The organism is Arthrobacter sp. TJ-178 (assembly GCF_058269275.1).
On record NZ_JBZCNK010000001.1, the window covers coordinates 526,991 to 548,783 of the forward strand.

Here is a 21,793-nt window from a genome sequence, read left to right on the forward strand (position 1 = left end):
GGGTCGTGAAAGAACCATAGGTCTCTCCGGCGCCCTTGTGAATGGGTGCCCGCTGCTTCCGGCTGGGGCGTCGGTGCCCAACGTGTTGACGGAATGCGGCGAGGTGGATACTCCCCTACGAAGGAATCAGTCTAACTGCTCCCCGGCTGATGCGGCCACTTAGGCATCGTGTCGGCCAGCAGCGGCAGGTCCGCGGGTGTGTCTACGTCCCGCCCGCGGTCCAGATCCGAACAGTCGACGACGTCGATCAGGGCTGGGTTGGCGCGCAGATACGCCCTTGCACCGGCGTCGTCGACGGCCGTGCCTGCTGCTGCGGTTGCCAGTTCCGGGTCGAAAATGAGGGGGTGCCCGCGGCGGAGGACGTTTGAGCCGTCCTGAAAGTAACCGGCGGCCGTGATGCGTCCGGCCCGGTGGGCCCTGATCAGGCGGGCGACGGCGGCGGCGGTGATGCCGGGCTGGTCGGCCAGGGCCACCAACAGGCCTGCCGTATCCGGATTCTCGGCCAGTGACGCTTCCACCCCGCAGCGGAAGGACGAGCCCAGGCCGGTCTGCCAGTCCGGATTCAGAACAGTGCGGGCGGTGCCCAGCTGAGCGTGTTCAAGGACCTGAGGGGCCTGCGAGCCCAGGACCACGGTGAGACTGGCACAGCCGCCGTGGTTGAGCTGGGTGAGGATGTGTTCAATCAGGGGCCTGCCCCGAAAGGGCAGCAGCGCTTTGGGGCCCAGCCCGAGACGGGCGCCCGCCCCGGCCGCCAGGACAAGACCGGCTATCGGGGCAGGCACTGTGTTTTAGCCTTCGCAGTCCGAGCAGTACTTCATGCCGTTCTTTTCGAGGGCCACCTGTGAGCGGTGGCGGACGAGGAAGCAGGAGGCACAGGTGAATTCGTCATCCTGTGCAGGAACCACCCGAACCAGCAGTTCCTCGCCGGACAGGTCCGCGCCCGGGAGTTCAAAGTTCTCCGCGGCATCGGTCTCGTCAACGTCCACGGCGGTGGCGGACGGGGTGACACTGCGCTGGGCCTGCAGTTCTTCGAGGGAAGCCGTAGAGGCTCCGTCGTCCTCGGTCTTGCGCGGTGCGTCGTAATCTGTTGCCATTTGTGTTGGCTCACACTCCTTTTCTTCTGCTGTAACTTCGGATCCGGCCTCGATCGTAACGGATGGAAGGCACGTCTCCTGCCACGCGGGGCAACAATCGGCCGATATTCGCCGCAGGCCGAATATGTGTGTTCTGCCACGTCAAACGCACCCAAGAGGCACCGAAGGGGCACCCCGTTGCCGGAGCGCCCCTTCGGGGATGTCACACTGCTGTTCAGCCAGCGCCTTTCCGCATCAGTGCAGTACCGATGGGGACAGAGAATTACTTCTTGGGTTCCGGCTGCACCTCTGCGGGCGTCATGGTGTGCTGGCCGCCCGTCGTGAAGGAACCGTTGCCGGTGGAGCTGGTTCCGCTGGCCTCAGCTGCCGTGGGGGTGGAGCTGCTGCTGGAACCGGTCGAGCTGCTGGAACCGGCGGATGAGCCCGATGCCGGCTTGCCGGAATCGGAGGAGTGCGAGACTTTGTCCTTGGCCGTGGAAGCAACCTCGGTAACCTTTTCCTGCAGCCCCGGAGCCTTTTCCTTGGCCCACTCGGTGCCGTGGGAAACCGTGTCCTGAACCTTGGGGTCCTTCCACAGTTCCATCAGCTTTTCACGGCCGCCCTTGGAGCCGACCAGGTAGCCCACGCCCATGCCGGCGAGAAATACGAACTTCTTAACCATGGTTTTCCTCAATCCTGCCCGCTAAGGGGCATTGCGAATACCGTCAGACACCATTGTTCATATGCACACTACCGCCGTAAGCGGAAGAATCAACAGCAACCTTACTATGCTTGGCGGCTGTTGTGTTCACCCCCACCTGTGCCCGGCATTCTGCGGCGCCGTTTCCCGGTCAGGCACCCATTAGACGGGAACGGATCAGGAACCGCTTGCCCTCCGGAGCTTCAACGGAAAACCCGCTGCCCCTGCCCGTAACAACATCCACGGTCAGGTGCGTGTGCTTCCAGTATTCGAACTGTTCCAGGGACATCCAAAAGTCCAGATGCTCCCCGGGGATCAACTCGAAGGTCCCCAGCAGCACGTCTGCTTCAGAGGTGATGAAGTCCCCGTCCGGATAGCACATGGGCGACGAGCCGTCGCAGCAGCCCCCTGACTGGTGAAACATCAGCGGACCGTGCTGTTCCCTCAGCTTCAGCAGAAGCTGCTGGGCTTCATCCGTCAGCGCTACCCGGGAGGAGTTCTCCCCGGGCAGCGTGACGGCAGCTTCCAGGACGGATCCTGCCGGTGCAGCCGAAAGATCCCGGCCGCTTTCCTGGTTCGGAAACATCAGTACTGAACAACCACCCGTCCGTCGACCTTGCCGTGCTCCAGCTCATCCATCACGGCGTTGATTTCGTCGAGGTTGCGGGTGCTGACCTTCGGATGGATCAGGCCCCGGTCATAGAAGTCGATGGCCTCGGCGAGGTCCTGCCGGGTGCCCACGATCGAGCCGCGGATGGTCAGTCCCTTGAGCACAATGTCAAAGATCGGTGCCGGGAAATCTCCCGGGGGAAGACCATTGAACACAATGGTTCCGCCGCGGCGGGCCATGCCAATTGCCTGGCCAAAGGCGGAGGGATGCACAGCAGTGACCAGGACGGCATGAGCGCCGCCAATCTTGTCCTGGATGACCTCAACGGGGTCCTCTTCGCGCGCATTGACCACCACTTCGGCGCCAAAGGACTTGGCCAGTTCCAGCTTGTCGTCAGCAACGTCCACCGCGGCAACCCGCAGACCCATGGCTTTGGCGTACTGGACCGCGATGTGGCCCAGCCCTCCGATGCCGGAGATCACCACCCACTGTCCGGGCCGCGCTTCGCTGACCTTCAGCCCCTTGTAGACGGTTACTCCGGCGCACAGCACCGGTGCAATCTCCACCGGGTCCGCACCCTTGGGAATGCGAGCGGCGAATTTTGCGTCAACCAGCATGTACTCGCCAAAGGATCCGTTGACTGAGTAGCCGCCGTTCTGCTGCTGCTCGCACAGGGTTTCCCATCCGGTGCGGCAGTATTCGCAGACACCGCAGGCTGACCACAGCCACGCGTTGCCGACCATGTCTCCCACAGCAATATCCGTCACGCCCTCTCCCACCGAAACAACTTCGCCCACACCTTCGTGGCCGGGGATGAAGGGCGGAGTGGGCTTGACCGGCCAGTCACCCTGGGCGGCATGCAGGTCGGTGTGGCAGACGCCGGTGGTCGCCAGCTTGACCAAAACCTGTCCGGGACCCGGGTCCGGCACGCTCACTTCCTCAACGCTCAGTTCCTTGCCCAGTTCGTTGACGACTGCTGCTTTCATCTGTGTCATTTTCGTGTCCGTTTCGTAGATAAAGGGGATTTATCGGAGGTGGAACGAAGCAGCAGGCTTAGAAGAAACCCTGCTTGTTTTCGGCATAGCTGACCAGCAGGTTCTTGGTCTGCTGGTAGTGGTCCAGCATCATGGCGTGGTTTTCGCGTCCGATGCCGGAAGACTTGTAGCCGCCGAAGGCCGCGTGGGCGGGATAGGCGTGGTAGTTGTTGACCCAGACCCGGCCGGCCTGGATGTCCCGACCTGCGCGGTAGGCCGTGTTGCCGTTGCGGGACCAGACACCGGCGCCGAGGCCGTACAGGGTGTCATTGGCGATGGCCAGGGCCTCACCGTAGTCGGAGAACCGGGTCACGGACACTACCGGCCCAAAGATCTCCTCCTGGAAAATGCGCATGTTGTTGGTGCCCTCAAACACCGTGGGCTTAACGTAGAAGCCGCCGGCGAGGTCGCCGTCGAGCATCAGCCGTTCACCTCCGGTGAGCACCTTTGCGCCTTCCTGCTCCGCGATGTCCATGTAGGAGAGTATCTTCTCCAGCTGGTCGTTGGAAGCCTGGGCGCCCACCATGGTGTTGGTGTCCAGCGGGTTGCCCTGGACTATCTGTGCCGTGCGGGCAAGGGCGTCGGACATGAAGGAGTCATAGATGGATTCCTGGACCAGGGCCCGGGAGGGGCAGGTGCACACTTCACCCTGGTTCAGGGCAAACATGTTGAACCCTTCCAGCGCCTTGTCGTAGAACGCGTCATCCTCCTGGGCGACGTCCGCAAAGAAGATGTTCGGGCTCTTGCCGCCGAGTTCCAGGGTGACGGGAATCAGGTTCTGCGAGGCGTACTGCATGATCAGCCGGCCGGTGGTGGTTTCGCCGGTGAAAGCGATCTTGCGGATCCGATTGGAGGATGCCAGCGGCTTGCCGGCTTCCACGCCAAACCCGTTGACCACGTTGAGTACTCCGGCGGGCAGGATGTCCGCGATCAGCTCCATGAGCACCATGATTGAGGCCGGGGTCTGCTCGGCCGGCTTGAGGACAATTGCGTTGCCCGCGGCGAGCGCGGGGGCCAGCTTCCAGACAGCCATGAGGATCGGGAAGTTCCACGGAATGATCTGTCCCACCACGCCCAGCGGCTCATGGAAGTGATACGCCGTGGTGTTGTCATCAATCTGGGAGAGGGTGCCCTCCTGCGCGCGGACCGCTCCGGCAAAGTAACGGAAGTGGTCCACTGCCAGGGGCATGTCCGCTGCGAGGGTCTCACGGACCGGCTTGCCGTTGTCCCAGGTTTCGGCGACGGCGAGCATTTCGAGGTTCTCCTCGATGCGGTCCGCGATCCGGTTCAGGATCAGTGCCCGCTCGGCCACGGAGGTCTTGCCCCACGACGGAGCCGCCTTGTGCGCTGCGTCCAGTGCCAGGTCGATGTCCTCGGAGGTGCCCCGTGCAACCTCGCAGAACACCTTGCCGGTGATTGGGGAGACGTTCTCGAAGTAGCCGCCCTTGACCGGCGGCACCCACTCGCCGCCGATCCAGTTCTCGTATCGGGGCTTGAAGGAAAGCTTGGATCCCTCGGTGCCGGGCTGCGCATATACGGTCATGTCTGCTCCTGAAGTCGTGACGTCGATGTCTGACGTACCCCGAGAGTACGGAACCGGACGTTGCACCAAGGTTGCATGGGAAAGAACCGCCGTGCCGCAGTGCCGTGCGGCGGCGTCGGGCCTTATGGTTGCCTGAGAAAAGTATTCCTGGCCCGAAGGAACGCGCATGTCCCAGCTCCCGAATTCAGAACCCGCCGCAGCGGACCGCTACCTTCGTTACCGCTGGTGGGGCCTGGTGGCCATCAGCCTGGGCGTGGCCATCATCATCATGGACGCCACCATTGTGTCCGTGTCCATCCCCTCGATCGTGGCGGACCTGGGAATTTCCAGCACGCAGATCCAGTGGGTCCAGGAAATCTACACCCTCCTCTTTGCCGCCCTGCTCCTGACCTGGGGCCGGATAGCGGACCGGGTGGGCCGGCGGCGGATCATGCTCACCGGCGTCGTTATTTTCATGGTGGCCAGCGTCCTGTGCGCGCTGGCCGGCAGCGGCGGCCTGCTGATTGCCGGGCGTGCGCTCCAGGGACTCGGCGGATCGATGATCCTGCCCACCACGCTGGCACTGCTCAATGCCAACTTCACCGGCCGCGAGCGCGGAATCGCTTTTGCCGTGTGGGGCTCAACCATCGGCGGGATGGCGGCAGTTGGACCGCTGCTGGGCGGGTGGCTGACCGAGCACGCGAGCTGGCGCTGGGCCTTCGGCATCAACGTGCCGATCGGGATTCTCGTGACCGCTGGGCTCCTGCTGTTCGTGGCGGAGTCTTCCGAACCCGTAACCGGTGCGCTCCAGCGCCTGGACATCGTCGGAGCGCTGCTGTCCATCCTGGGATTCGGCTCCCTGGTGTTCGGCCTGATCGAGGGCCGCAGCTACGGCTGGTGGACCGCCGACGACGACGCCTCCTTCACCGTGGGCAGCCTGTCACCGGCTCCGCTGGCCTTCCTTGTTGCCGTTCTGGCGCTGACCGCCTTTATCCTCTGGGAGCGCAAGCGGACCAACGAGGGCAAGGGCGTCATTTTGGACCTGTCCCTGTTCCGAATTCCTTCCTTCGCCAACGGCAACGTCACGGCGCTGATTGTCAGTTTTGGGGAATTCGGCCTGATCCTGTCGCTGCCGCTGTGGTTCCAGAACGTGCTGGGCTACTCGGCGTTCCAGGCGGGGCTGGCCCTGGTTCCCCTGGCCGCCGGTTCCTTCCTGGCCAGCGGCGGGGTGGCGGCACTCTCGCGCAGGCTCTCCCCCATTCTGGTGGTCCGCATCGGTCTGGGCCTGGAAATCGTGGCCATCGCTTCGCTGGCCCTGCTGCTGCGCCCCGACAGCACAGCGTGGCTGACTTCGCCGATCCTGCTGGTTTACGGCATGGGCGTGGGGCTGGCCACGGCACAGCTCACGTCGGTGGTCCTGGCCGAGGTTCCGGTGGCCCGCAGCGGACAGGGTTCTGCAACGCAAAGCACCGCCCGGCAGACCGGGTCCGCTCTGGGAATCGCTGTTTTGGGCACGGCGTTCTTCACCACGCTGAAGGAGGGTACCGAGTCCCGGCTTGCCGACGACATCGTCGCGAACCCGCTGCTGGCACCCCTCGTGGACTCGGTCAACGCCAGCTCCGGCGGCAGCATCGCGGCACTGGCCGGGGACCCGCAGACCGCATACATTGCCGACGCCGCCCGTGCAGCCATGACCGACGGCGCGTCCCTGGCCGGGTGGATTGCCGCCGCGGCCCTGCTGATCGGGCTGCTGACCAGTCTGCGGATCCGTCCGGTGACCGGGCCTCAGGCCGCTCCCCAGGCCGGTCCCCCGTCCCGCTCCCAGGACGTCACGCCGGACGACGGGGTGTCCCGGCCGCGGGACGGGGAACGCCCGGGGCGCAGCTAACTGTGGTCCGGGCCGGCCCCCGCTGAAGGGAGCGAACCATGGCTGATCAGTCCCGGCTTACCCGCCGGCGCTTCATCCGTCTTGCCGCCGGAGCACCGGCGGCAGTCCTCCTTTCGTCCTGCACCGTCCAGGACCGTGACCGCCCGGATCCGGCTCCGCCGTCGGGCACAACTCCGGAAACCGGCTGGCGGATTGTCTGGGAGGACCGTTTTGACGGGACGTCGCTCAATACGGCCTGGTGGACCGCCATGGACTATGGCGGCAACCGTGATCTTGGCGAACTACAGTACAACGATCCGGCGATGGTTTCGGTCAGCGGCGGAAATCTGGTCCTGAAGGCGAAGTCCGGCGGCCGGAATGGATATACGTACAGTGCCGGCGGGATCACGTCGCAGGACAAACTCAACGTTGGACCGTACGGGCGCCTCACCACACGGCAGTACGTCAGTTCAGGTGACGGCATCGGTGTGGGTGTCTGCCTCTACGGAGTGAACATTAACGAAGTGGGCTGGCCGGCCTGCGGCGAAATCGATGCCACCGAGATTGCCCTGGCAAGGGGCGCGAATCCCTTCGCGTCCCTGCACGGGCCGGGGTATTCCGGCGGAGCACCGATCACGGCGACCCGGCAGGGAAACACGCTGGTTGGCCGCTGGGCTGAACACACCCTGATGTGGGAACCGGATCGTATTTCCTGGGCCATCGACGGGGAAACCTATCACGTGGCCGAGGCTTCGGATCCGCGCGCCGCAGGCGGATGGCCCTTCGATCAGCCCTTCTTCATCACCATCGTCATGACCGCAGGTTCAGGGCTGTCCGGTCCCGTGAACGAATCCACGTGGCCGTACACCGCGGAGGGCGTCAGGGAAGATCCCTACGCCGTGTTCGATTTCATCCGGTTCGAGCAATGGCAGCAGTGAACCGGGCCTAACCCAGTTCCCTTTCCAACCGCTCCAGATGCGCCACGACGGAAGCCCGCCTGGGTGAGCGCTGCGGCAGCAGCCGCAGCGCCAAAGCCCAGGCTTCGACGTCGTTCCGCGTTTCAGGCAATAAAAGGTAATCCAGCAGTGAATCCGGACCTGCATCGGAGAGCATGGCCTCCCGGAGTACGGAACTGACCTCGCTGCGCAGCGCGGCAATGGCAGGGGCTTCGGAGCGCGGCAGGACCGGCCCCCGGTACAGTTCCAGGGCCAGCCGGTACGCGCCTCGCTCCAGGTACCCGAGCACCTGCCGGGCATCGATCTGCAGCTCATGCGGCAGCCGGTAGGGGCGGGACTGCGGGATCAGGTGTGGTTCGGGCGTGCCCTCGCTGTGTTTGCCCAGCAGGTTGCGCAGCCGCAGCATTTCCGCGCGGACTGTACTGACCGAGGTGCATTCCGGGTAGACCATGACGGAGAGTTCGTCGGCGGTCAGCCCCTGAGGGTGCAGTGCCAGCAGTGTCAGCAGCTCCGCGTGCCGGACGCTGAGCGGTGCGGGGCGTCCGCCGACGTTCACCACAGCCTGGTCCCGGCCCAGGATCTGCAGGCTGTCCCGGCGCAGAAGCGCCGGGCGCGGCGGACCCATTTCACGAGTGCGGGGTTGGGCCGGAGCCGAATCCGCGGATGATCGGCGGGAGCGCGGCCGGCGGTTCCTGCTCCGGCCGGTGTTCTGCAGCCGCTCCACCCGCAGCTGGATTTGGGCCGCTGCCACGGTGGCTTCCACCAGGGCCAGGGTGTGGGCCGCCACCGCCTGCTCCCGGCCGGTGATGTCGACGACGCCGATCAGTGACCCGGTGTCCGGATCACGGACCGGCACCGCCGTGCAGCTCCAGGAGTGGACCTGCCGGCTGAAATGCTCAGCCCCGGAAATCTGGACGCTTCGCCCCGTGGCCAGCGCCGTTCCCGGAGCGCTGGTGCCGATGGAAGGTTCGGACCAATCAGTACCCGGGACAAAGAGCATTCCCTCCGCGCGGCGTCGCAGTTCTTCATCACCGTCCACCCACAGCAGCCGGCCGAGTTCATCGCCCACCGCTACGAGCAGTCCGCTGTCCGCGCCCGGACGGACCAGCAGCTGCCGGATGACCGGCATGATGGAGGCCAGGGGGTGGGAGCTGCGGTATTCGGCCAGCTCCGGACCGCTGAACACCAGCCGTGGCACCGCTTTGTCCGGATCCGTTTGGTGCTGCAGGGAGCGTTGCCATGATTCCCGGACCGGCGGCCGCAGCCAGCGGCTCAGCCCGTCGGGTGAGCCCAGAAGTTCATGCGCACGGAACGCGTCATGCTGCGTGGAGGCAGCCGTGCCCCGCGGCGGAACAAGAAAGTCCTGATTATGCACTGCCCCGACCTATCCACACTGATAAGGAGACCATTGAACACCGGCGTTATGCCGGGTTTCAGCACAGTCTACTCATGCGGCCTCCCTCCCATCCATGGGAAGGAGGCCGCAATGTGAAACCGGAGCGGAGGCCGCTACTGGCCGCGGGCGATGCGGACCATTTCTTCGCGGTCCACAACCTTTACCCGTTCGCGCACCAGTTCGCCCGTGGCGGGATCCGGGTGGATGTAGGAGGCACCAAGGCTCTTCTCATAGGCGTCCAGCTTCAGCCAGCCCTCCCAGGTGGTGTACTCCACGCCGCGCTCTTCGAGCAGTTTGATGATGGAGTCTTCCTCGGGTTCCTCGGCGGAGGGCAGGTTCAGCCGGTCCTCCAGCAGGAAGCCGATGGTTTCCAGGGCGTCGCCCTTGGTGTGCCCGATCAGACCCACCGGGCCCCGCTTGATCCAGCCGGTGGTGTAGATTCCCGGCACGGGATTGCCGGACTCGTCGATGACGCGGCCGCCCTCGTTGGGGATGACGCCGCGGCGGGCGTCAAAGCCCACCTCGGGCAGTTCGGAACCGAAGTAGCCGATGGCCCGGTAAACGGCCTGCACCGGATAATCAACAATCTCTCCGGTACCGCGGGCATTGCCGGTTCCGTCCAGTTCATTGCGCTCGAACTTCATGCCGGCAACCTTGCCGGGGTTGGCGGGGTCGTCGTAGATCTCCACCGGGCTGTGCAGGAAATGCAGGTGCAGCCGGCGCGAGGCTCCGGAGTCCTGCTCCTCGACCAGCCAGTTGGTCAGCGTGTTGACCATGGTCTTGGTCTGGTTGTTGGTGCGGATCTGCTCATCGGAGCCTTCGTCGAATTCGAAGTCCTCCGGGTACAGCACAATGTCGACATCGCGCGAATGCGAAAGCTCACGCAGTTCCAGCGGCGTGAACTTCACCTGGGCCGGGCCGCGGCGGCCAAAGATATGCACGTCCGTCACCGGGGACTTCTTCAGACCCTCATAGACATTGTGCGGAATCTCGGTGGTCAGCAGGTCGTCGGCGTGCTTGGAAAGGATCCGGGCGACGTCGAGGGCCACGTTGCCGTTGCCGATAACGGCAACTTCCTTGGCATCCAGGGGCCATTCACGCGGGACGTCCGGATGTCCGTCATACCAGGAGACAAAGTCGGCTCCGCCGAAGGATCCCTCCAGTTCCACGCCGGGGATGCTCATGTCAGCGTCCTTGATGGCACCGGTGGCGAAGATGATCGCATCGTAGAAGTGCCGGAAGTCCGTCAGCGTGAGGTCTTTGCCGTAGTGCACGTTTCCCAGGAACCGGATGTCCCCGCGGTCCATCACCTTGTGCAGGGCGTTCACGATGCCCTTGATCCGCGGGTGGTCAGGGGCAACCCCGTAACGGATCAGGCCATACGGAGCGGGGTACTTGTCAAAGAGGTCGATGCTGACCTCGAAGTCCCGTTCAGCTTTGGTGAGGATATCTGCGGCATAAACACCGGCGGGGCCAGCGCCGATAATGGCGACTCGCATGGGGCGCTGCGACCGGTCCGCGGCTGAATTAGACACTGATAGTCCTTCGTCTCGGGGGAAACCTCGTGCGGAATAACGCACAGTTTCCTATTCTAAATGCCGCGTACGACGGCGTCTAAACGGTTCGGCGCGAAGGCCGCCGCGGATGGTTGGCTCCCCCCGGGCCCCGTCCTGCGTCAGCGGCCTCCTGCATGCCGGGAATAGGCGGCAGCGCTGCCCGGTTGTGAATCACGTGTCTTCATCTAACGGAACAGACGCCCAGCGCGCCGCATCCTTATCAGAACCAATCCGTTCCGCTCCGGGTGCGCCGCCGGCGCAGCCTCCGGCATCCGGCCGCAGCGAAACAACAACCGGGATTTTCTTTGGCGCCGCCGCCTATGTGATGTGGGGTCTGCTGCCCCTGTACTTCCTCCTGCTGGTTCCGGCAGGAGCGGTGGAAATTGTTGCTTCGCGCATCGTTTTCTCGCTGGTGTTCTGTGCCGTTCTTCTCACTGTTATGCGGTCATGGAAGGCTGCGGCTACCGCCGGCCGGGATCTGCGGCTGGTGGGGACTCTTGCCGGTGCCGCCGCGCTGATCGCCGTCAACTGGCTGACGTATGCCTGGGCGATCCTGAATGAACATGCCGTGGAAGCCGCCTTGGGTTATTTCGTCAACCCGCTTGTTTCCGTCCTGCTGGGCGTCATTGTCTTCAAGGAAAAGCTCCGGCCGCTGCAGTGGGTGGCGATGGCCGTGGGATTCATTGCGGTACTGGTCCTGACCTTCGCCTATGGCACGGTCCCCTGGGTGGCAATGATCCTCGCCTTCAGCTTCGGCCTGTACGGGCTCGTCAAGAAGGGAGTGGGCGGAAAGGTGGATGCGGTCTCCAGCCTCACCATCGAAACCGCAGCTCTGACACCCCTGTCCATCGGCGTCCTGATCTGGCTGATGGTCAGCGGGGAAGCAACCATCCTCTCCAACGGTGCGGGCCACTTCTGGCTGCTCGCCGCCTCCGGCATTGTCACGGCCGTTCCGCTCATCTTCTTTGGTGCAGCTGCACGGCGGCTGCCCCTGTCCACGGTGGGAATGCTGCAGTATTTGGCCCCCACCCTGCAGTTCATTATTGCCCTGACCGTTCTCCACGAGGCCATGCCTCCGGAGCGCTGGGCAGGTTTCGGCCTGATCTGGCTGGCACTGGTCATCCTGTCGGTGGACATGATGGGTGGTCCCCGCCGCAACCGTATTCTGCGGACCGCTGCGGCAATACCAGCGGCAGCCGACTAAACATTTCGGCAGAAAAAAGCCCCCGCGGCCCGGTTCACCGGACTGCGGGGGCTTTTTACTGCTCTTGACGTCTACCGCCGGGCCGCGGTTTGGCGCTGTCGCTGGACCACCGTGAGGGCACCGGCACCGGTCAGCGCCATCAGGGTTCCAATTCCGCCGATGGCCAGTTCGGCCGCATTCAACCCGGTGGCGGCCAGTTCCACAGTTCCATCCGCGGCAGCCGGACCCTGCTGCGCGGCGAGGACGGTGACTGCCTGTTCCACGCTGAAGGTGCTCCAGCCTGCGAGGGCTCCGTCCCGGAACAGGGCCACCTTGTGTTCGCCGGCTGCCAAAACGGCCGGAATGCCTGCCGCAAGCGAGCCTGTGGCATCTGCAGTAACAGTGCCCAGGTTGACCCCTGCGGAGGGAATAACCACTTCATAAGCGGCGCCGGCTCCAAGGCCGGAGATTCGCAGCTGGCTGCCGGAAGCAGCTGCTGTCACGTTGCCCTGTGTCGATGCAGTGAGGAGCGAGTCCCGTCCGGAGACAACCTGTTCCACAGTGGCGACGGGGACTGCATCCCGGGCCGCTGCCTGCTCGGCGGCCAGCCGCGCTTCCTGTTCGGCGGCAGCCTTTGCAGCGAGAGCCTGGGCTGCAGCATCATCGGCCTGCTTGGCGGCGGCCTGCTCAGCCACAGCATCTGCGGCGGTTTTGAGAGCAGCGGCGTCATCGGCGGACTTCCGAGCTGCTGCATCTTCCGCAGCCCTGGCATCGGCTTCCTGAGCGGCTTTGTCAGCGTCGGCTTGAGCCGCGGCTTCGTCCGCAGCCTTGGCTGCGGTTTCCGCGGCGGCTTTTTCAACGGCGGCGTTCTGGGCAGCTTCTTCAGCAGCCGCACGAGCGGCTGCTTCCTGAGCTGCCTTTTCAGCTGCTGCCTTCTCAGCCGCAGCGTCGGCTGCAGCCTTCTCAGCGGCAGCTTCTTGCGCCGCCTGCTCAGCGGCAGCCTGAGCCGCAGCTTCGTCCGCAGCAGCACGTGCGGCAGCTTCCTGAGCTGTCTTTTCGGCAGCAGCACGGGCCGCAGCCTCCTGAGCTGCCTTTTCAACCGCAGCGTCGGCTGCAGCCTTCTGAGCAGCAGCCTCTTGAGCCACCTGCTCGGCAGCAGCACGGGCCGCAGCCTCGTCCGCAGCAGCACGTGCGGCGGCTTCCTGAGCTGCCTTATCAGCCGCAGCGTCGGCTGCAGCCTTCTGAGCAGCAGCCTCTCGGGCCGCCTGCTCGGCAGCAGCACGGGCGGCAGCTTCCTGGGCAGCCTGCTCAGCGGCGGCACGGTTGGCTTCCTCGCGCGCTGCCGCTTCTTCCTCCGGAGACACCGAGTACCGGCCAAACTTGGCGGTGGCCAGATACGCGCCCTGGTTCGGGCCGGCGGTCAACTGGACCGCGCCCAGTCCAATATCCGTGTCCGAGGCTCCGAGCATGTTCGCGCGGTGTGCCGGCGAATTCACCCACCAGTTGAAGGCCTCATCGGCACTCATGTTCCAGACGATGTTTTCGTGGAAGGCATAGGACCCCGGGCTGTGCTGGAAGACACCGGCGCCGTAGACGTTGGCCTGGTCCGCTGACTGCTGGGTCCAGGACTGCGATTCCGCGGACATCTGGTCATTCCACCGCAGCGGTGCCAGCGCATACTGCGCCCGGTAATCGTTGATCAGGGTGTAGAGGCGTTGCGCGAACTGCGCATCCCCTGAGCTGCTTGCCGACGCGGACGGGATCGAGATCACCGCCGTCGTAAGTGCAATGGCAAGCGCCGCGAAGACGCTCACAAGTTTCTTTATGCGCATAGGGCATCCTTATGCCTCGAGACCCAGTGAAAACACCGAAGCCGGAACGTGCGCAGCTTCCCCAAAAGCTGCGGTGCCCGGCAAAAAGGCACGGGGCAACCCAGTGAACTTACCGCAGGGGTCCCTAAATAAACAATGGCACCTCTAATATCACCAGTAACACTGTTGACAAATTGGACACGCTGGACTGTGATGAATAAGGCACGATCACACCCGGCGCGGACCGAAGCCGTCTTCAGCCTCCGCTTGTCAGAGAAACCTGATGGCCGCCGAACCCGCCAAAGCTGGACACTCGGTGACTCGCTGGCATCCTTCGTGCAGCTAACGGGGCTATGGAAAATCTCTCGTGCAGCTGACGGGCTTAAAGGGGCTCAAATGGGGAGTTTGGGCCCGTCAGCTGCACGAAGGATTTCGCCGGACGGGTTTTAGGCCCGTTACCTGCACGAAGAATTCTTCGGGCGGGAATCTACTGCTCCGAAGCCTGCAGCGCGGCACCCTTCCGCAGGGTTTCACCGCGGAAATACCCCGGGTTGCGCCAATACATCAGCAGCATCAACACGACACCGAGGGCGATGACGCCGGTTCCCAGAATGAACACCAGCCCAACACCGCCGATGGACGACCCGGACCCGTAGTCCGGGTCCAGGGAATCCACCGCGGTCTTGAGGAACATGACGAACAGGATGACGGCGCCGGTCAGCGGGGCGAGGAATTTCAGCAGGAAGCTGCGCAGCGAGCTGAACGCTTCCGCCCGGAAGAACCAGACACAGGCCATTGCCGTAATGCCGTAGTAGAAGCAGATCATCAGGCCCAGCGCGGTAATGGTGTCCCAGAGTGCGTTTTCCGAGAGCAGCCGGGTGAGCGTGTAAAAGCCTGCGGCGGCGACGGCGGAGGCCACCGTGGCGTAGCCCGGCGACTTGTGGACCGGGCTGATGCTGCCGAACCGCCGGGGCAGGGCACGGTAGTGGCCCATGGCCAGCAGTGTCCGTGCAGGCGACACGAAGGTCGACTGCAGCGACGCGGCAGAGCTGCTGAGGATGGACAGGGACATGAGGATGGCAAACGGTCCCATCACCGGACCGGCCAGCACGGCAAAGATGCTTTCCTGGTTGTCCGGGTTTCCTGCCCCCAATTCGCCCTCTCCAACTCCGGCATAGGCCAGCACGGCAAGGGACACCATCATGTAAACCAGCACAATCACGAACACCGTCACGGTGGCGGCGCGCCCCGGGGTCTTGTCCGGGTCCTTCGTTTCTTCGTTCATGGTCAGGGTGACGTCCCAGCCCCAGTACACAAAGATGGACAGCGACACTCCCGCGGCAAAGCTGGAGAAGGAGTCCACGGCGAAGGGGTTGAACCACTCGGCAGTGATGGGAGTGGCGTCAAACGCCGTTCCCGCTCCTACATGGATAAACGCTGCCACTGAGAACCAGCCCAGAACCAGCAGCTGGAACCCCACCAGGACGTATTGGAAAACCTTGGTGGTTTCCAGCCCGCGGTAGGAAATCCAGCAGGCGCCGGCAATAAAGATGCAGGTGGTGAGGATGTTCAGCGGCAGGTTGGTGGTCAGATCGGCAATGGAGTCATTGCCGGTGACCTGCGCGAGCATGAGGTAGAAGAAATCCACGGCCACCGCTGCGAGGTTTGAGAGCACGATGATGGTGGCCGCGATCAGTCCCCATCCGCCCATCCAGCCGATCCACGGGCCAAAGGCACGCGTGGCCCAGGTGAAGGAGGTGCCTGAGTCCGGCATCGCGTTGTTCAGTTCCCGGTAGCCCAGCGCCACCAGGATCATGGGAATGAAGCCCACCAGGAAGATGGCCGGCAGCTGCACGCCCACCTCGGAGACGGTTGGGCCCAGCCCGGCCGTCAGCGTGTACGCCGGCGCGATGCAGGACACGCCGATCACCACCGCCCCGAGCAGGCCTACTGTTCCCGCCTTCAATCCCTTGCGGCTGAGGCCGCCGGCGGCGCCTTCCCGGCCCGGAAGTATTTTGCTGGAGCTCATTTGGTCACCTCTGAGGGGCTGGATGTGCCGCCGGCCCGGAAATTCCGGGGCACCACGACCATGGGGACGGGGAGGCTGCGCAGCACCTTGCTGGCAGTGGGTCCGAGGAAAAGCTGGTTGTTTGCGGCCAGCCTGCTGGAACCGATGAGCATGATGTCGCCGTCGTCGAAGTCCAGATCGTCGACAGCATTCTCGATCGTGCGGCCGGAGGCAACGACGGCGGTGACCGGGCACCGACCGGCGGCCAGCTCCCGGGCTTGGGCGAGGCGGTCCTCGGCGTGCAGATGCGCCTCCAACACGGCATTTTCATCCCGGGACGGAGCATCGAGGGCTACCAGGGAGACCAGGCGCAGGGGTAACCCGCTCCGCGCGGCGGTCCGCACCGCGGTTTCCAGGACGTCTTCGGCGCCGCGGCGGTTGCCCACCGCGCAGGTGATCCGGGTCAGCGGTGCGGTCCGGCTGTAGCCGTGCGGCGCCAGTGCCACCGGAACCTGCGCGGCGTGGAGCAGGGCATTCGCCACGCTGCCGACGGTGAAGCGCTTGAACATCCCGTTGCTCGAGGCGCCCACCACGATCAGGCCGGCGCCGAACTCCTCCGCGGCGTCAATGAGCCCGTGCGCGTCGGAGTCGGCGTTGCGGATGTATCCGGCGGCGCGGACGTCGTCGGGCACCTGGGCCAGACCTTCGGAGAGCCACTGTTCCAGCTGTTCTTCCAGCAGGTCCCGGTAGCCGCTTTCGGGCGGATAGACGGCTGTGTAGGGAGAGTGCACCGGGTCAACCATGACCAGGTCCAGCTCCGCGTCCTGGGTCCGGGCCAGGGCTGCGGCCAGGTTCAGGGCATCCCTGCCCCGTTCGTTGGCGGTGTATCCGACGACGTAGCGCATGGGTGTGCCTAGCCCTTGCCGGGGTCTGAGGCGAGGATGCGCTCGGCGGTGAGCTGGCCCATCCGGACTGCGCCGTCCACGTGCTGGTACCCCTCGGCCGCGAGGTCGGAGGAGGACCAGTAAATGGGCCCGACGGGCTTGAGCTGGTCCGGGCCGTAGCGGTGCAGGCCGCCGAGGTCATAGCTGGCCGCGTAGGCTCCCCGCGTCCACTCCTCCGAACCCCAGTCCGATTCGTAGTAGACCTCGGGCGTCAGTGCCTCGTCGCCCAGGAACGCCGCCAGGGACGCCAGGATGGCCTTGCGGCGGTCCTCAACCGACAGCTCGAACATCCGGTCGGCCTTCTCATCGGAAATGAAACCGACCAGGGTGCCGCGCGGGTCCTCGTGGTTGGTGTTGTCATAGATTTCCTGGACCAGCTCGCCGGCGCCGAAGCAGGTGCCGGACAGCCCGGCTTCCCGCCAGAAGGGGGTGGAGTACACGGCGTGGACCTTGATCACCAGGCCCAGGGACTGGTGCTGGTGCATCTGGTGCTGGCGGCGCGGCAGCGGCGGATCGAAGGAGACCCGGGAATACAGGTTCGGCGGCACGGCCATAACGGCACGGCGGGCGTGAACGGTGACATTGTCGGCAACGGCGGTCACGCCGTCGTGCGCGGTGCCGTCCTCCCCCGGCCAGCGCAGGAAGCGCACGGGGGCACAGAGGACGACGTCGTCACCCAGGTCCGCGGCCATGCGCTCGGACACCTGCTGCATCCCGCCCGCCACGCGGCGGTCCAGGATGAAGTCCTCATCCACCAGGTTGGAGAAGGAGCCGGCGGAGGCGGCCATCAGCAGCGCCTGCAGTGCGGAGAAGGCGTGGGCGGGCTTGGTGAGCATGCCGCCGGCTACGAACAGTCCGATGTTGTTGCACGCTTCTTCATCGGCGGACTGCTCGCGGAGCCAGTGATGGAAGGAGACGGTGTCCAGTTCCCGGGCACGGGGATGGTTCCAGGGTGCCGCCGGATCCGTTTCCGCGGCCAGCACGTCCAGGAGTTCGATGAGGCGGAGCATTTCCTTTTCCGTCTCAGCGTTCACCGGGAAGATTTCGCCGGTGTAGGTGCTGCGCGTCCCGTCCGGGGCAATGTAGACCGACTCGCCGGAGCGGTAGCGTTCGAACGTTTCCAGGCCCAGTTCCTCAAGGAGGGCGATCAGGGCCGTCTGGTCGGGAGAAACCCACTGGCCGCCGATTTCCAGCATGGCGCCGTCGATGGTGTCCGTCCAGGTCCGTCCGCCCACCCGGTCACGGGCTTCCAGCACGGCCACGCTCAGGCCTGCGGCCTTCAGCTTCCGGGCCGCGCTCAAGCCCGAGGGCCCGGCTCCAATGATTACAACGTCACGTTCCAGCGTTTTCACGGTGTCCTTTCCCGCGGCCGGGAGGGCCGCCGTTCTTCCAATAAATGAATGATATTCATTTACTGGAAGAACTGTAGCGCGCGTCACGTGCGCAGGGAAGCCGGTCCACGGGGGCAATTCCCCGTGTGACACCATGAAGACCTGTACCGCCGAAGGGAAAAGGGCACATGACAAGGGACGAAACCCGCCGCAGGAGTGCCGGACGGCCGGTGAAACGGGTGCTTTCGCAGGAGCGGATTGTGACGGCAGCTCTGGCGGTCATCTCCTCCGGCGGTTACGGAGCCCTCACCATGTCCGCACTGGCCCGCCGTCTGGGGGTGGCGCCGTCGGCCCTGTACAACCACGTGGAATCCAAGCAGGAAGTGCTGCGCTGGCTGCAGGACTACGCGATGTCCTCAGTGGACGTGTCGGGGTTTGCCAGCCTGCCCTGGGACGAGGCGCTGCGCGAGTGGGCGCGTTCCTACCGGGATGTTTTTGCCCGGCACACGCCGCTGATTCCGGTCATTGCCGTGCTGCAGGTCAGCGGCGCTCCGCGCACGCTCGCGATGTACGAGACAGTCGCGGCAGGACTGGAACGTGCGGGCTGGCCGGCGAACCGGATAGTGCCCGCCATTGTTGCGCTGGAATCTTTTATCTACGGCTCGGCGTACGACGCCGGGGCGCCGGCTGACATTTTTGACACCGGCACGCTGGCGGCGGACAGCCCGCACTTCACGGCTGCGGTGCAGCAACAGCCGGGCCGTGCCGAAGGTCGGGCTGCCGACACCGCCTTCGAAGCGGGGCTGGACGCGCTGGTGACGGGTCTGGGCAGGCGCGCCGGACTCCGGGTGGAGTCCGGCGCCGCCTGAGCCTTTTTCTTGCGGCGGAACCGGCGGGTCAGGCCAGGGCGCGGACGGCAGCTTCCAGCACGTCCAGGGCATCCGCCAGCAGTTCCTCGCCGATGACCAGCGGCGGGAGCAGGCGCACCACGTTGCCGTAGGTGCCGCAGGTCAGGATGATGACGCCCTCGGCCAGGCAGGCTGCGGCAACGGCCTTGGTGAGGTCGGCGTCCGGGGTCTTGGTTCCGGGCTTCACGAATTCCAGCGCCAGCATGGCACCGCGGCCGCGGACCTCGCCGATTACGCCGGTTTCTTCCGCAAGCTGCCGCAGGCGCGGAACCGCCAGTTCCTCGATCCGGCGGGCACGGCCGGCCAGGTCAGCGGTTTCCATGGTCTGGATGGCTGCCAGCGCGGCGGCGCAGGCAACCGGGTTGCCGCCGTAGGTGCCGCCCAGGCCGCCCGCGTGGACGGCGTCGAGCAGTTCCGCCCGGCCGGTCACGGCTGAAAGCGGCATGCCGCCGGCAATGCCCTTGGCCATGGTCAGGATGTCCGGAATGACGCCCTCGTGCTGCACGGCGAACCATTCCCCGGTGCGGCAGAAGCCGGACTGCACTTCATCGGCAATGAAGACGATCCCCTTGGACTTGGCCCATTCGGCCAGCCGCGGCAGGAAGCCTTCGGCCGGAACAATGAAGCCGCCTTCACCCTGAATCGGCTCGATCAGGATGGCCGCAAGCTGGTCCGCGCCGATCTGCTTTTCAATGGCCAGGATGGCCCGGTCCGCGGCTTCGGCGCCGGTGATCTCCGGATTTTCCTCGCGGAACGGGTAGCTCATGGGCATCCGGTAGATTTCGGAGGCGAACGGCCCGAATCCGGTCTTGTACGGCATGGCCTTGGCGGTCAGCGCCATGGTGAGGTTGGTGCGCCCGTGGTAGGCGTGGTCAAAGGCGACGACGGCGTCGCGGCCGGTGGCGGACCGGGCAATCTTGATGGCGTTTTCCACGGCTTCGGCGCCGGAGTTGAAGAGCACGGTGCGCTTTTCGTGGTCCCCGGGAGTGACTTCGTGCAGCTTTTCGGCCAGCGCAATGTAACCCTCATAAGGGGTCACCATGAAACAGGTGTGGGTGAAGTGCTCCACCTGGTCCTTGACGGCGTCCACGACGGCGGGGTCCGAGGCGCCCACGCTGGTCACGGCAATGCCGGAGCCCAGGTCAATGAAGGAGTTGCCGTCCACGTCGCGGATGATCCCGCCGTCGGCATCGGAGACATATACCGGCACCGAGGAGGCAACCCCCTTGGCGACTACGGCCGCCCGGCGGCGGTTCAGTTCAGCGGACTTGGGTCCGGGGAAGGTGCCGTTGATACTGCGCTTCTGTTCCAGCCGGTAGGCGGGTGAGACGGCTTGGGTGCTCATGGGTTGTGCCTTTCAAACGGTGCTGCGGGTTGTTGGTGGTGCGTCTTGGCAGGGCATTCAGCGCCGCCGTGGCGGTGCGTGCCGGTTAGGCGTCCAGTGCGGTCATGACGTGCTTGATCCGGGTGTAGTCCTCCACGCCGTACATGGACAGGTCCTTGCCGTAGCCGGAGCTCTTGAATCCGCCGTGCGGCATTTCGGCCGTCAGCAGGATGTGGGTGTTGATCCAGACGGCGCCGAAGTCCAGGTCGCGGGCCAGGCGCATGGCGCGGCCGTGGTTGGAGGTCCAGACGCTGGAAGCCAGCGCGTATTCGACGTCGTTGGCCATTTCCACGGCTTCTTCCTCGGTGCTGAAGCTCTGCACCGTGATGACCGGGCCGAAGGTTTCCTTCTGCACAATGTCATCGTCCTGGCGTGCGCCGGTGATGACGGTGGGCTCGAAGAAGAAACCCTTGGCGCCGGCCCGCTTGCCGCCGGTGGCAATGCTGCAGTGCTCCGGCAGGGAGTCGATGACTGCATTGACCGCATTGAAGTGGTTGATGTTGTTCAGCGGACCGAAGTAGTTCTCTTCGGAATCCTCGTTCCCGGTCTGCAGGGTCTTGGTGTGTTCCACCAGGGCAGCCACAAACTCGTCCTGCGCGGATTCCTCAACCAGGACGCGGGTGATGGCGGTGCAGTCCTGGCCGGCGTTGAAGAAGGAGAATTCAGCCACGGCCTGGGCGGTCTTCTGCAGATCCGCGTCTGCGAAGACCACTGCCGGCGCTTTTCCGCCCAGTTCCAGGTGGGCGCGCTTGAGCGTCTTGGCTGCGCCGGAAGCCACGGCGATGCCGGCGCGGACGGACCCGGTGATGGAGACCAGGCCGGGCACGGGATGCTCCACCATGGCGGCGCCGGTTTCGCCGGTGCCCAGGATGACGTTCAGGACGCCGGCGGGGAAAATTTCGCCGGCGAGGCGGGCCAGGACCAGCGTGGATTCGGGAGTGGTGTCGGAGGGTTTGAGCACCACGGTGTTGCCGGCGGCGAGCGCGGGGCCGATCTTCCAGATGGCCATCAGCAGCGGATAGTTCCAGGGCGCAACCTGGGCGACGACGCCGATCGGCTCACGGCGGACGAAGGAGGTGTGCCCCTCCAGGTACTCCCCTGCGGACTTGCCCTCCAGGAGGCGGGCGGCACCGGCGAAGAACCGCAGCTGGTCCGCGCCCACGGCTACTTCCTCCGCGGCAATAACGGAAGGCACCTGTCCCGTGTTGCGGTGCTGGGCCTCCACGAGCTCATCCGAGTTGGCTTCCAGGGCGTCTGCCAGGCGCAGCAGCATCAGCTGGCGTTCGGACGGGGTGGTCCGCTTCCAGGTGGTGAAGGCCGCGGCGGCGGCGGCCATGGCGGCGTCGACGTCGGCCTGCACCGAGACGGGAGACGAGGCAACCACTTCGCCGTTGACCGGGTTGATGATTTCCAGCTGCTCGGTTCCCCGGGCCGGAACAAACTCTCCGTTGATAAAGTTCTGCAGCGTCTGGGCCATGGCTCGCACTGTCCTTTCAGAAGGCGGTCCCCG

The 21,793-nt window shown here is 65.0% G+C and carries 18 protein-coding genes; 4 read left to right on the forward strand and 14 right to left on the reverse strand.

Translation table 11 applies throughout. From position 1 onward, the window contains the following. Nucleotides 1-131: 131 nt before the first annotated feature. From AC4D2Q_RS02490 to exaC, 6 genes are all read right to left on the reverse strand, one after another. Complete coding sequence (locus AC4D2Q_RS02490; protein ID WP_490944659.1) at nucleotides 132-782, reverse strand: nucleotidyltransferase family protein; 651 nt, start codon at nucleotides 780-782, stop codon at nucleotides 132-134. Nucleotides 783-788: 6 nt separating this feature from the next. Beyond that, nucleotides 789-1,094: a DUF4193 domain-containing protein gene (locus tag AC4D2Q_RS02495; RefSeq protein ID WP_400931017.1), complete on the reverse strand. Its 306-nt coding sequence runs from the start codon at nucleotides 1,092-1,094 to the stop codon at nucleotides 789-791. Nucleotides 1,095-1,356: 262 nt separating this feature from the next. After that, a complete protein-coding gene (locus tag AC4D2Q_RS02500) occupies nucleotides 1,357-1,755 on the reverse strand; it encodes a hypothetical protein (RefSeq protein WP_490944663.1) in 399 nt (132 codons plus the stop codon). 169 nt (nucleotides 1,756-1,924) lie between these two features. Next, a complete protein-coding gene (locus tag AC4D2Q_RS02505; protein WP_490944665.1) occupies nucleotides 1,925-2,359 on the reverse strand; it encodes a DUF779 domain-containing protein in 435 nt (144 codons plus the stop codon). Next, nucleotides 2,359-3,369: an alcohol dehydrogenase AdhP gene (gene adhP / locus AC4D2Q_RS02510; protein ID WP_490945694.1), complete on the reverse strand. Its 1,011-nt coding sequence runs from the start codon at nucleotides 3,367-3,369 to the stop codon at nucleotides 2,359-2,361. Before adhP ends, AC4D2Q_RS02505 begins: the two co-directional genes overlap by 1 nt. A 67-nt stretch (nucleotides 3,370-3,436) precedes the next feature. After that, nucleotides 3,437-4,960 (reverse strand): acetaldehyde dehydrogenase ExaC, encoded by a 1,524-nt coding sequence (gene exaC, locus AC4D2Q_RS02515; protein ID WP_490944667.1) that lies wholly within the window; start codon nucleotides 4,958-4,960, stop codon nucleotides 3,437-3,439. Nucleotides 4,961-5,126: 166 nt separating this feature from the next. Here exaC and AC4D2Q_RS02520 point away from each other — a divergent pair, with 166 nt between their 5' ends. Together AC4D2Q_RS02520 and AC4D2Q_RS02525 are read left to right on the forward strand one after the other, a co-directional pair. Further along, complete coding sequence (locus tag AC4D2Q_RS02520) at nucleotides 5,127-6,827, forward strand: DHA2 family efflux MFS transporter permease subunit (protein WP_490944669.1); 1,701 nt, start codon at nucleotides 5,127-5,129, stop codon at nucleotides 6,825-6,827. 38 nt (nucleotides 6,828-6,865) lie between these two features. Then, entirely contained in the window at nucleotides 6,866-7,744 is an 879-nt protein-coding gene (locus AC4D2Q_RS02525) for a glycoside hydrolase family 16 protein (RefSeq protein WP_490944671.1), read from the forward strand. A 7-nt stretch (nucleotides 7,745-7,751) separates the two neighbouring features. Here AC4D2Q_RS02525 and AC4D2Q_RS02530 read toward each other — a convergent pair whose 3' ends face one another. Then, nucleotides 7,752-9,137 carry a GAF domain-containing protein gene (locus tag AC4D2Q_RS02530; RefSeq protein ID WP_490944673.1) on the reverse strand — a complete coding sequence of 462 codons (1,386 nt, stop codon included), beginning with the start codon at nucleotides 9,135-9,137 and terminating at the stop codon, nucleotides 7,752-7,754. A 134-nt stretch (nucleotides 9,138-9,271) separates the two neighbouring features. Next, nucleotides 9,272-10,693, reverse strand: coding sequence for an FAD-dependent oxidoreductase (locus AC4D2Q_RS02535; protein ID WP_490944675.1), 1,422 nt, complete (start codon nucleotides 10,691-10,693; stop codon nucleotides 9,272-9,274). Nucleotides 10,694-10,889: 196 nt separating this feature from the next. On the opposite strand from AC4D2Q_RS02535, the gene rarD reads away from it, so the two are divergent. After that, nucleotides 10,890-11,918 (forward strand): EamA family transporter RarD, encoded by a 1,029-nt coding sequence (gene rarD, locus AC4D2Q_RS02540; protein WP_490944677.1) that lies wholly within the window; start codon nucleotides 10,890-10,892, stop codon nucleotides 11,916-11,918. A 71-nt stretch (nucleotides 11,919-11,989) separates the two neighbouring features. Here rarD and AC4D2Q_RS02545 read toward each other — a convergent pair whose 3' ends face one another. The 4 genes from AC4D2Q_RS02545 to AC4D2Q_RS02560 all read right to left on the reverse strand — a co-directional run bounded on the left by AC4D2Q_RS02545 (nucleotide 11,990) and on the right by AC4D2Q_RS02560 (nucleotide 18,147). Then, a complete protein-coding gene (locus AC4D2Q_RS02545; protein ID WP_490944679.1) occupies nucleotides 11,990-13,729 on the reverse strand; it encodes a CAP domain-containing protein in 1,740 nt (579 codons plus the stop codon). A 466-nt stretch (nucleotides 13,730-14,195) separates the two neighbouring features. Beyond that, nucleotides 14,196-15,737 carry an APC family permease gene (locus tag AC4D2Q_RS02550; RefSeq protein ID WP_490944681.1) on the reverse strand — a complete coding sequence of 514 codons (1,542 nt, stop codon included), beginning with the start codon at nucleotides 15,735-15,737 and terminating at the stop codon, nucleotides 14,196-14,198. Beyond that, nucleotides 15,734-16,621: a universal stress protein gene (locus tag AC4D2Q_RS02555; protein WP_490944684.1), complete on the reverse strand. Its 888-nt coding sequence runs from the start codon at nucleotides 16,619-16,621 to the stop codon at nucleotides 15,734-15,736. Before AC4D2Q_RS02555 ends, AC4D2Q_RS02550 begins: the two co-directional genes overlap by 4 nt. An 8-nt stretch (nucleotides 16,622-16,629) precedes the next feature. Next, nucleotides 16,630-18,147, reverse strand: coding sequence for a flavin monoamine oxidase family protein (locus AC4D2Q_RS02560; RefSeq protein ID WP_490944687.1), 1,518 nt, complete (start codon nucleotides 18,145-18,147; stop codon nucleotides 16,630-16,632). Between the two features lie 32 nt (nucleotides 18,148-18,179). Between AC4D2Q_RS02560 and AC4D2Q_RS02565 the strand changes: the two genes are divergently transcribed. Continuing rightward, nucleotides 18,180-18,860 carry a TetR/AcrR family transcriptional regulator gene (locus AC4D2Q_RS02565; RefSeq protein WP_490944689.1) on the forward strand — a complete coding sequence of 227 codons (681 nt, stop codon included), beginning with the start codon at nucleotides 18,180-18,182 and terminating at the stop codon, nucleotides 18,858-18,860. 28 nt (nucleotides 18,861-18,888) lie between these two features. Here the strand turns inward: AC4D2Q_RS02565 and gabT are convergent, their stop codons facing one another. Next, nucleotides 18,889-20,244, reverse strand: coding sequence for a 4-aminobutyrate--2-oxoglutarate transaminase (gene gabT / locus AC4D2Q_RS02570; RefSeq protein ID WP_490944691.1), 1,356 nt, complete (start codon nucleotides 20,242-20,244; stop codon nucleotides 18,889-18,891). 85 nt (nucleotides 20,245-20,329) lie between these two features. Further along, nucleotides 20,330-21,760: a gamma-aminobutyraldehyde dehydrogenase gene (locus AC4D2Q_RS02575; protein ID WP_490944693.1), complete on the reverse strand. Its 1,431-nt coding sequence runs from the start codon at nucleotides 21,758-21,760 to the stop codon at nucleotides 20,330-20,332. Between the last annotated feature and the right edge of the window lie 33 nt (nucleotides 21,761-21,793).

Excerpts from the sequence above, each read along its gene's own strand:
- AC4D2Q_RS02495 (WP_400931017.1), bottom strand. The coding sequence starts at position 1,094 with ATGGCAACAGATTACGACGCACCGCGCAAGACCGAGGACGACGGAGCC.
- AC4D2Q_RS02500 (WP_490944663.1), bottom strand. The coding sequence starts at position 1,755 with ATGGTTAAGAAGTTCGTATTTCTCGCCGGCATGGGCGTGGGCTACCTG.
- AC4D2Q_RS02505 (WP_490944665.1), bottom strand. The coding sequence starts at position 2,359 with ATGTTTCCGAACCAGGAAAGCGGCCGGGATCTTTCGGCTGCACCGGCA.
- adhP (WP_490945694.1), bottom strand. The coding sequence starts at position 3,369 with ATGAAAGCAGCAGTCGTCAACGAACTGGGCAAGGAACTGAGCGTTGAG.
- exaC (WP_490944667.1), bottom strand. The coding sequence starts at position 4,960 with ATGACCGTATATGCGCAGCCCGGCACCGAGGGATCCAAGCTTTCCTTC.
- AC4D2Q_RS02520 (WP_490944669.1), top strand. The coding sequence starts at position 5,127 with ATGTCCCAGCTCCCGAATTCAGAACCCGCCGCAGCGGACCGCTACCTT.
- AC4D2Q_RS02525 (WP_490944671.1), top strand. The coding sequence starts at position 6,866 with ATGGCTGATCAGTCCCGGCTTACCCGCCGGCGCTTCATCCGTCTTGCC.
- AC4D2Q_RS02545 (WP_490944679.1), bottom strand. The coding sequence starts at position 13,729 with ATGCGCATAAAGAAACTTGTGAGCGTCTTCGCGGCGCTTGCCATTGCA.
- AC4D2Q_RS02550 (WP_490944681.1), bottom strand. The coding sequence starts at position 15,737 with ATGAGCTCCAGCAAAATACTTCCGGGCCGGGAAGGCGCCGCCGGCGGC.
- AC4D2Q_RS02555 (WP_490944684.1), bottom strand. The coding sequence starts at position 16,621 with ATGCGCTACGTCGTCGGATACACCGCCAACGAACGGGGCAGGGATGCC.
- AC4D2Q_RS02560 (WP_490944687.1), bottom strand. The coding sequence starts at position 18,147 with ATGGTGTCACACGGGGAATTGCCCCCGTGGACCGGCTTCCCTGCGCAC.
- AC4D2Q_RS02565 (WP_490944689.1), top strand. The coding sequence starts at position 18,180 with ATGACAAGGGACGAAACCCGCCGCAGGAGTGCCGGACGGCCGGTGAAA.
- gabT (WP_490944691.1), bottom strand. The coding sequence starts at position 20,244 with ATGAGCACCCAAGCCGTCTCACCCGCCTACCGGCTGGAACAGAAGCGC.
- AC4D2Q_RS02575 (WP_490944693.1), bottom strand. The coding sequence starts at position 21,760 with ATGGCCCAGACGCTGCAGAACTTTATCAACGGAGAGTTTGTTCCGGCC.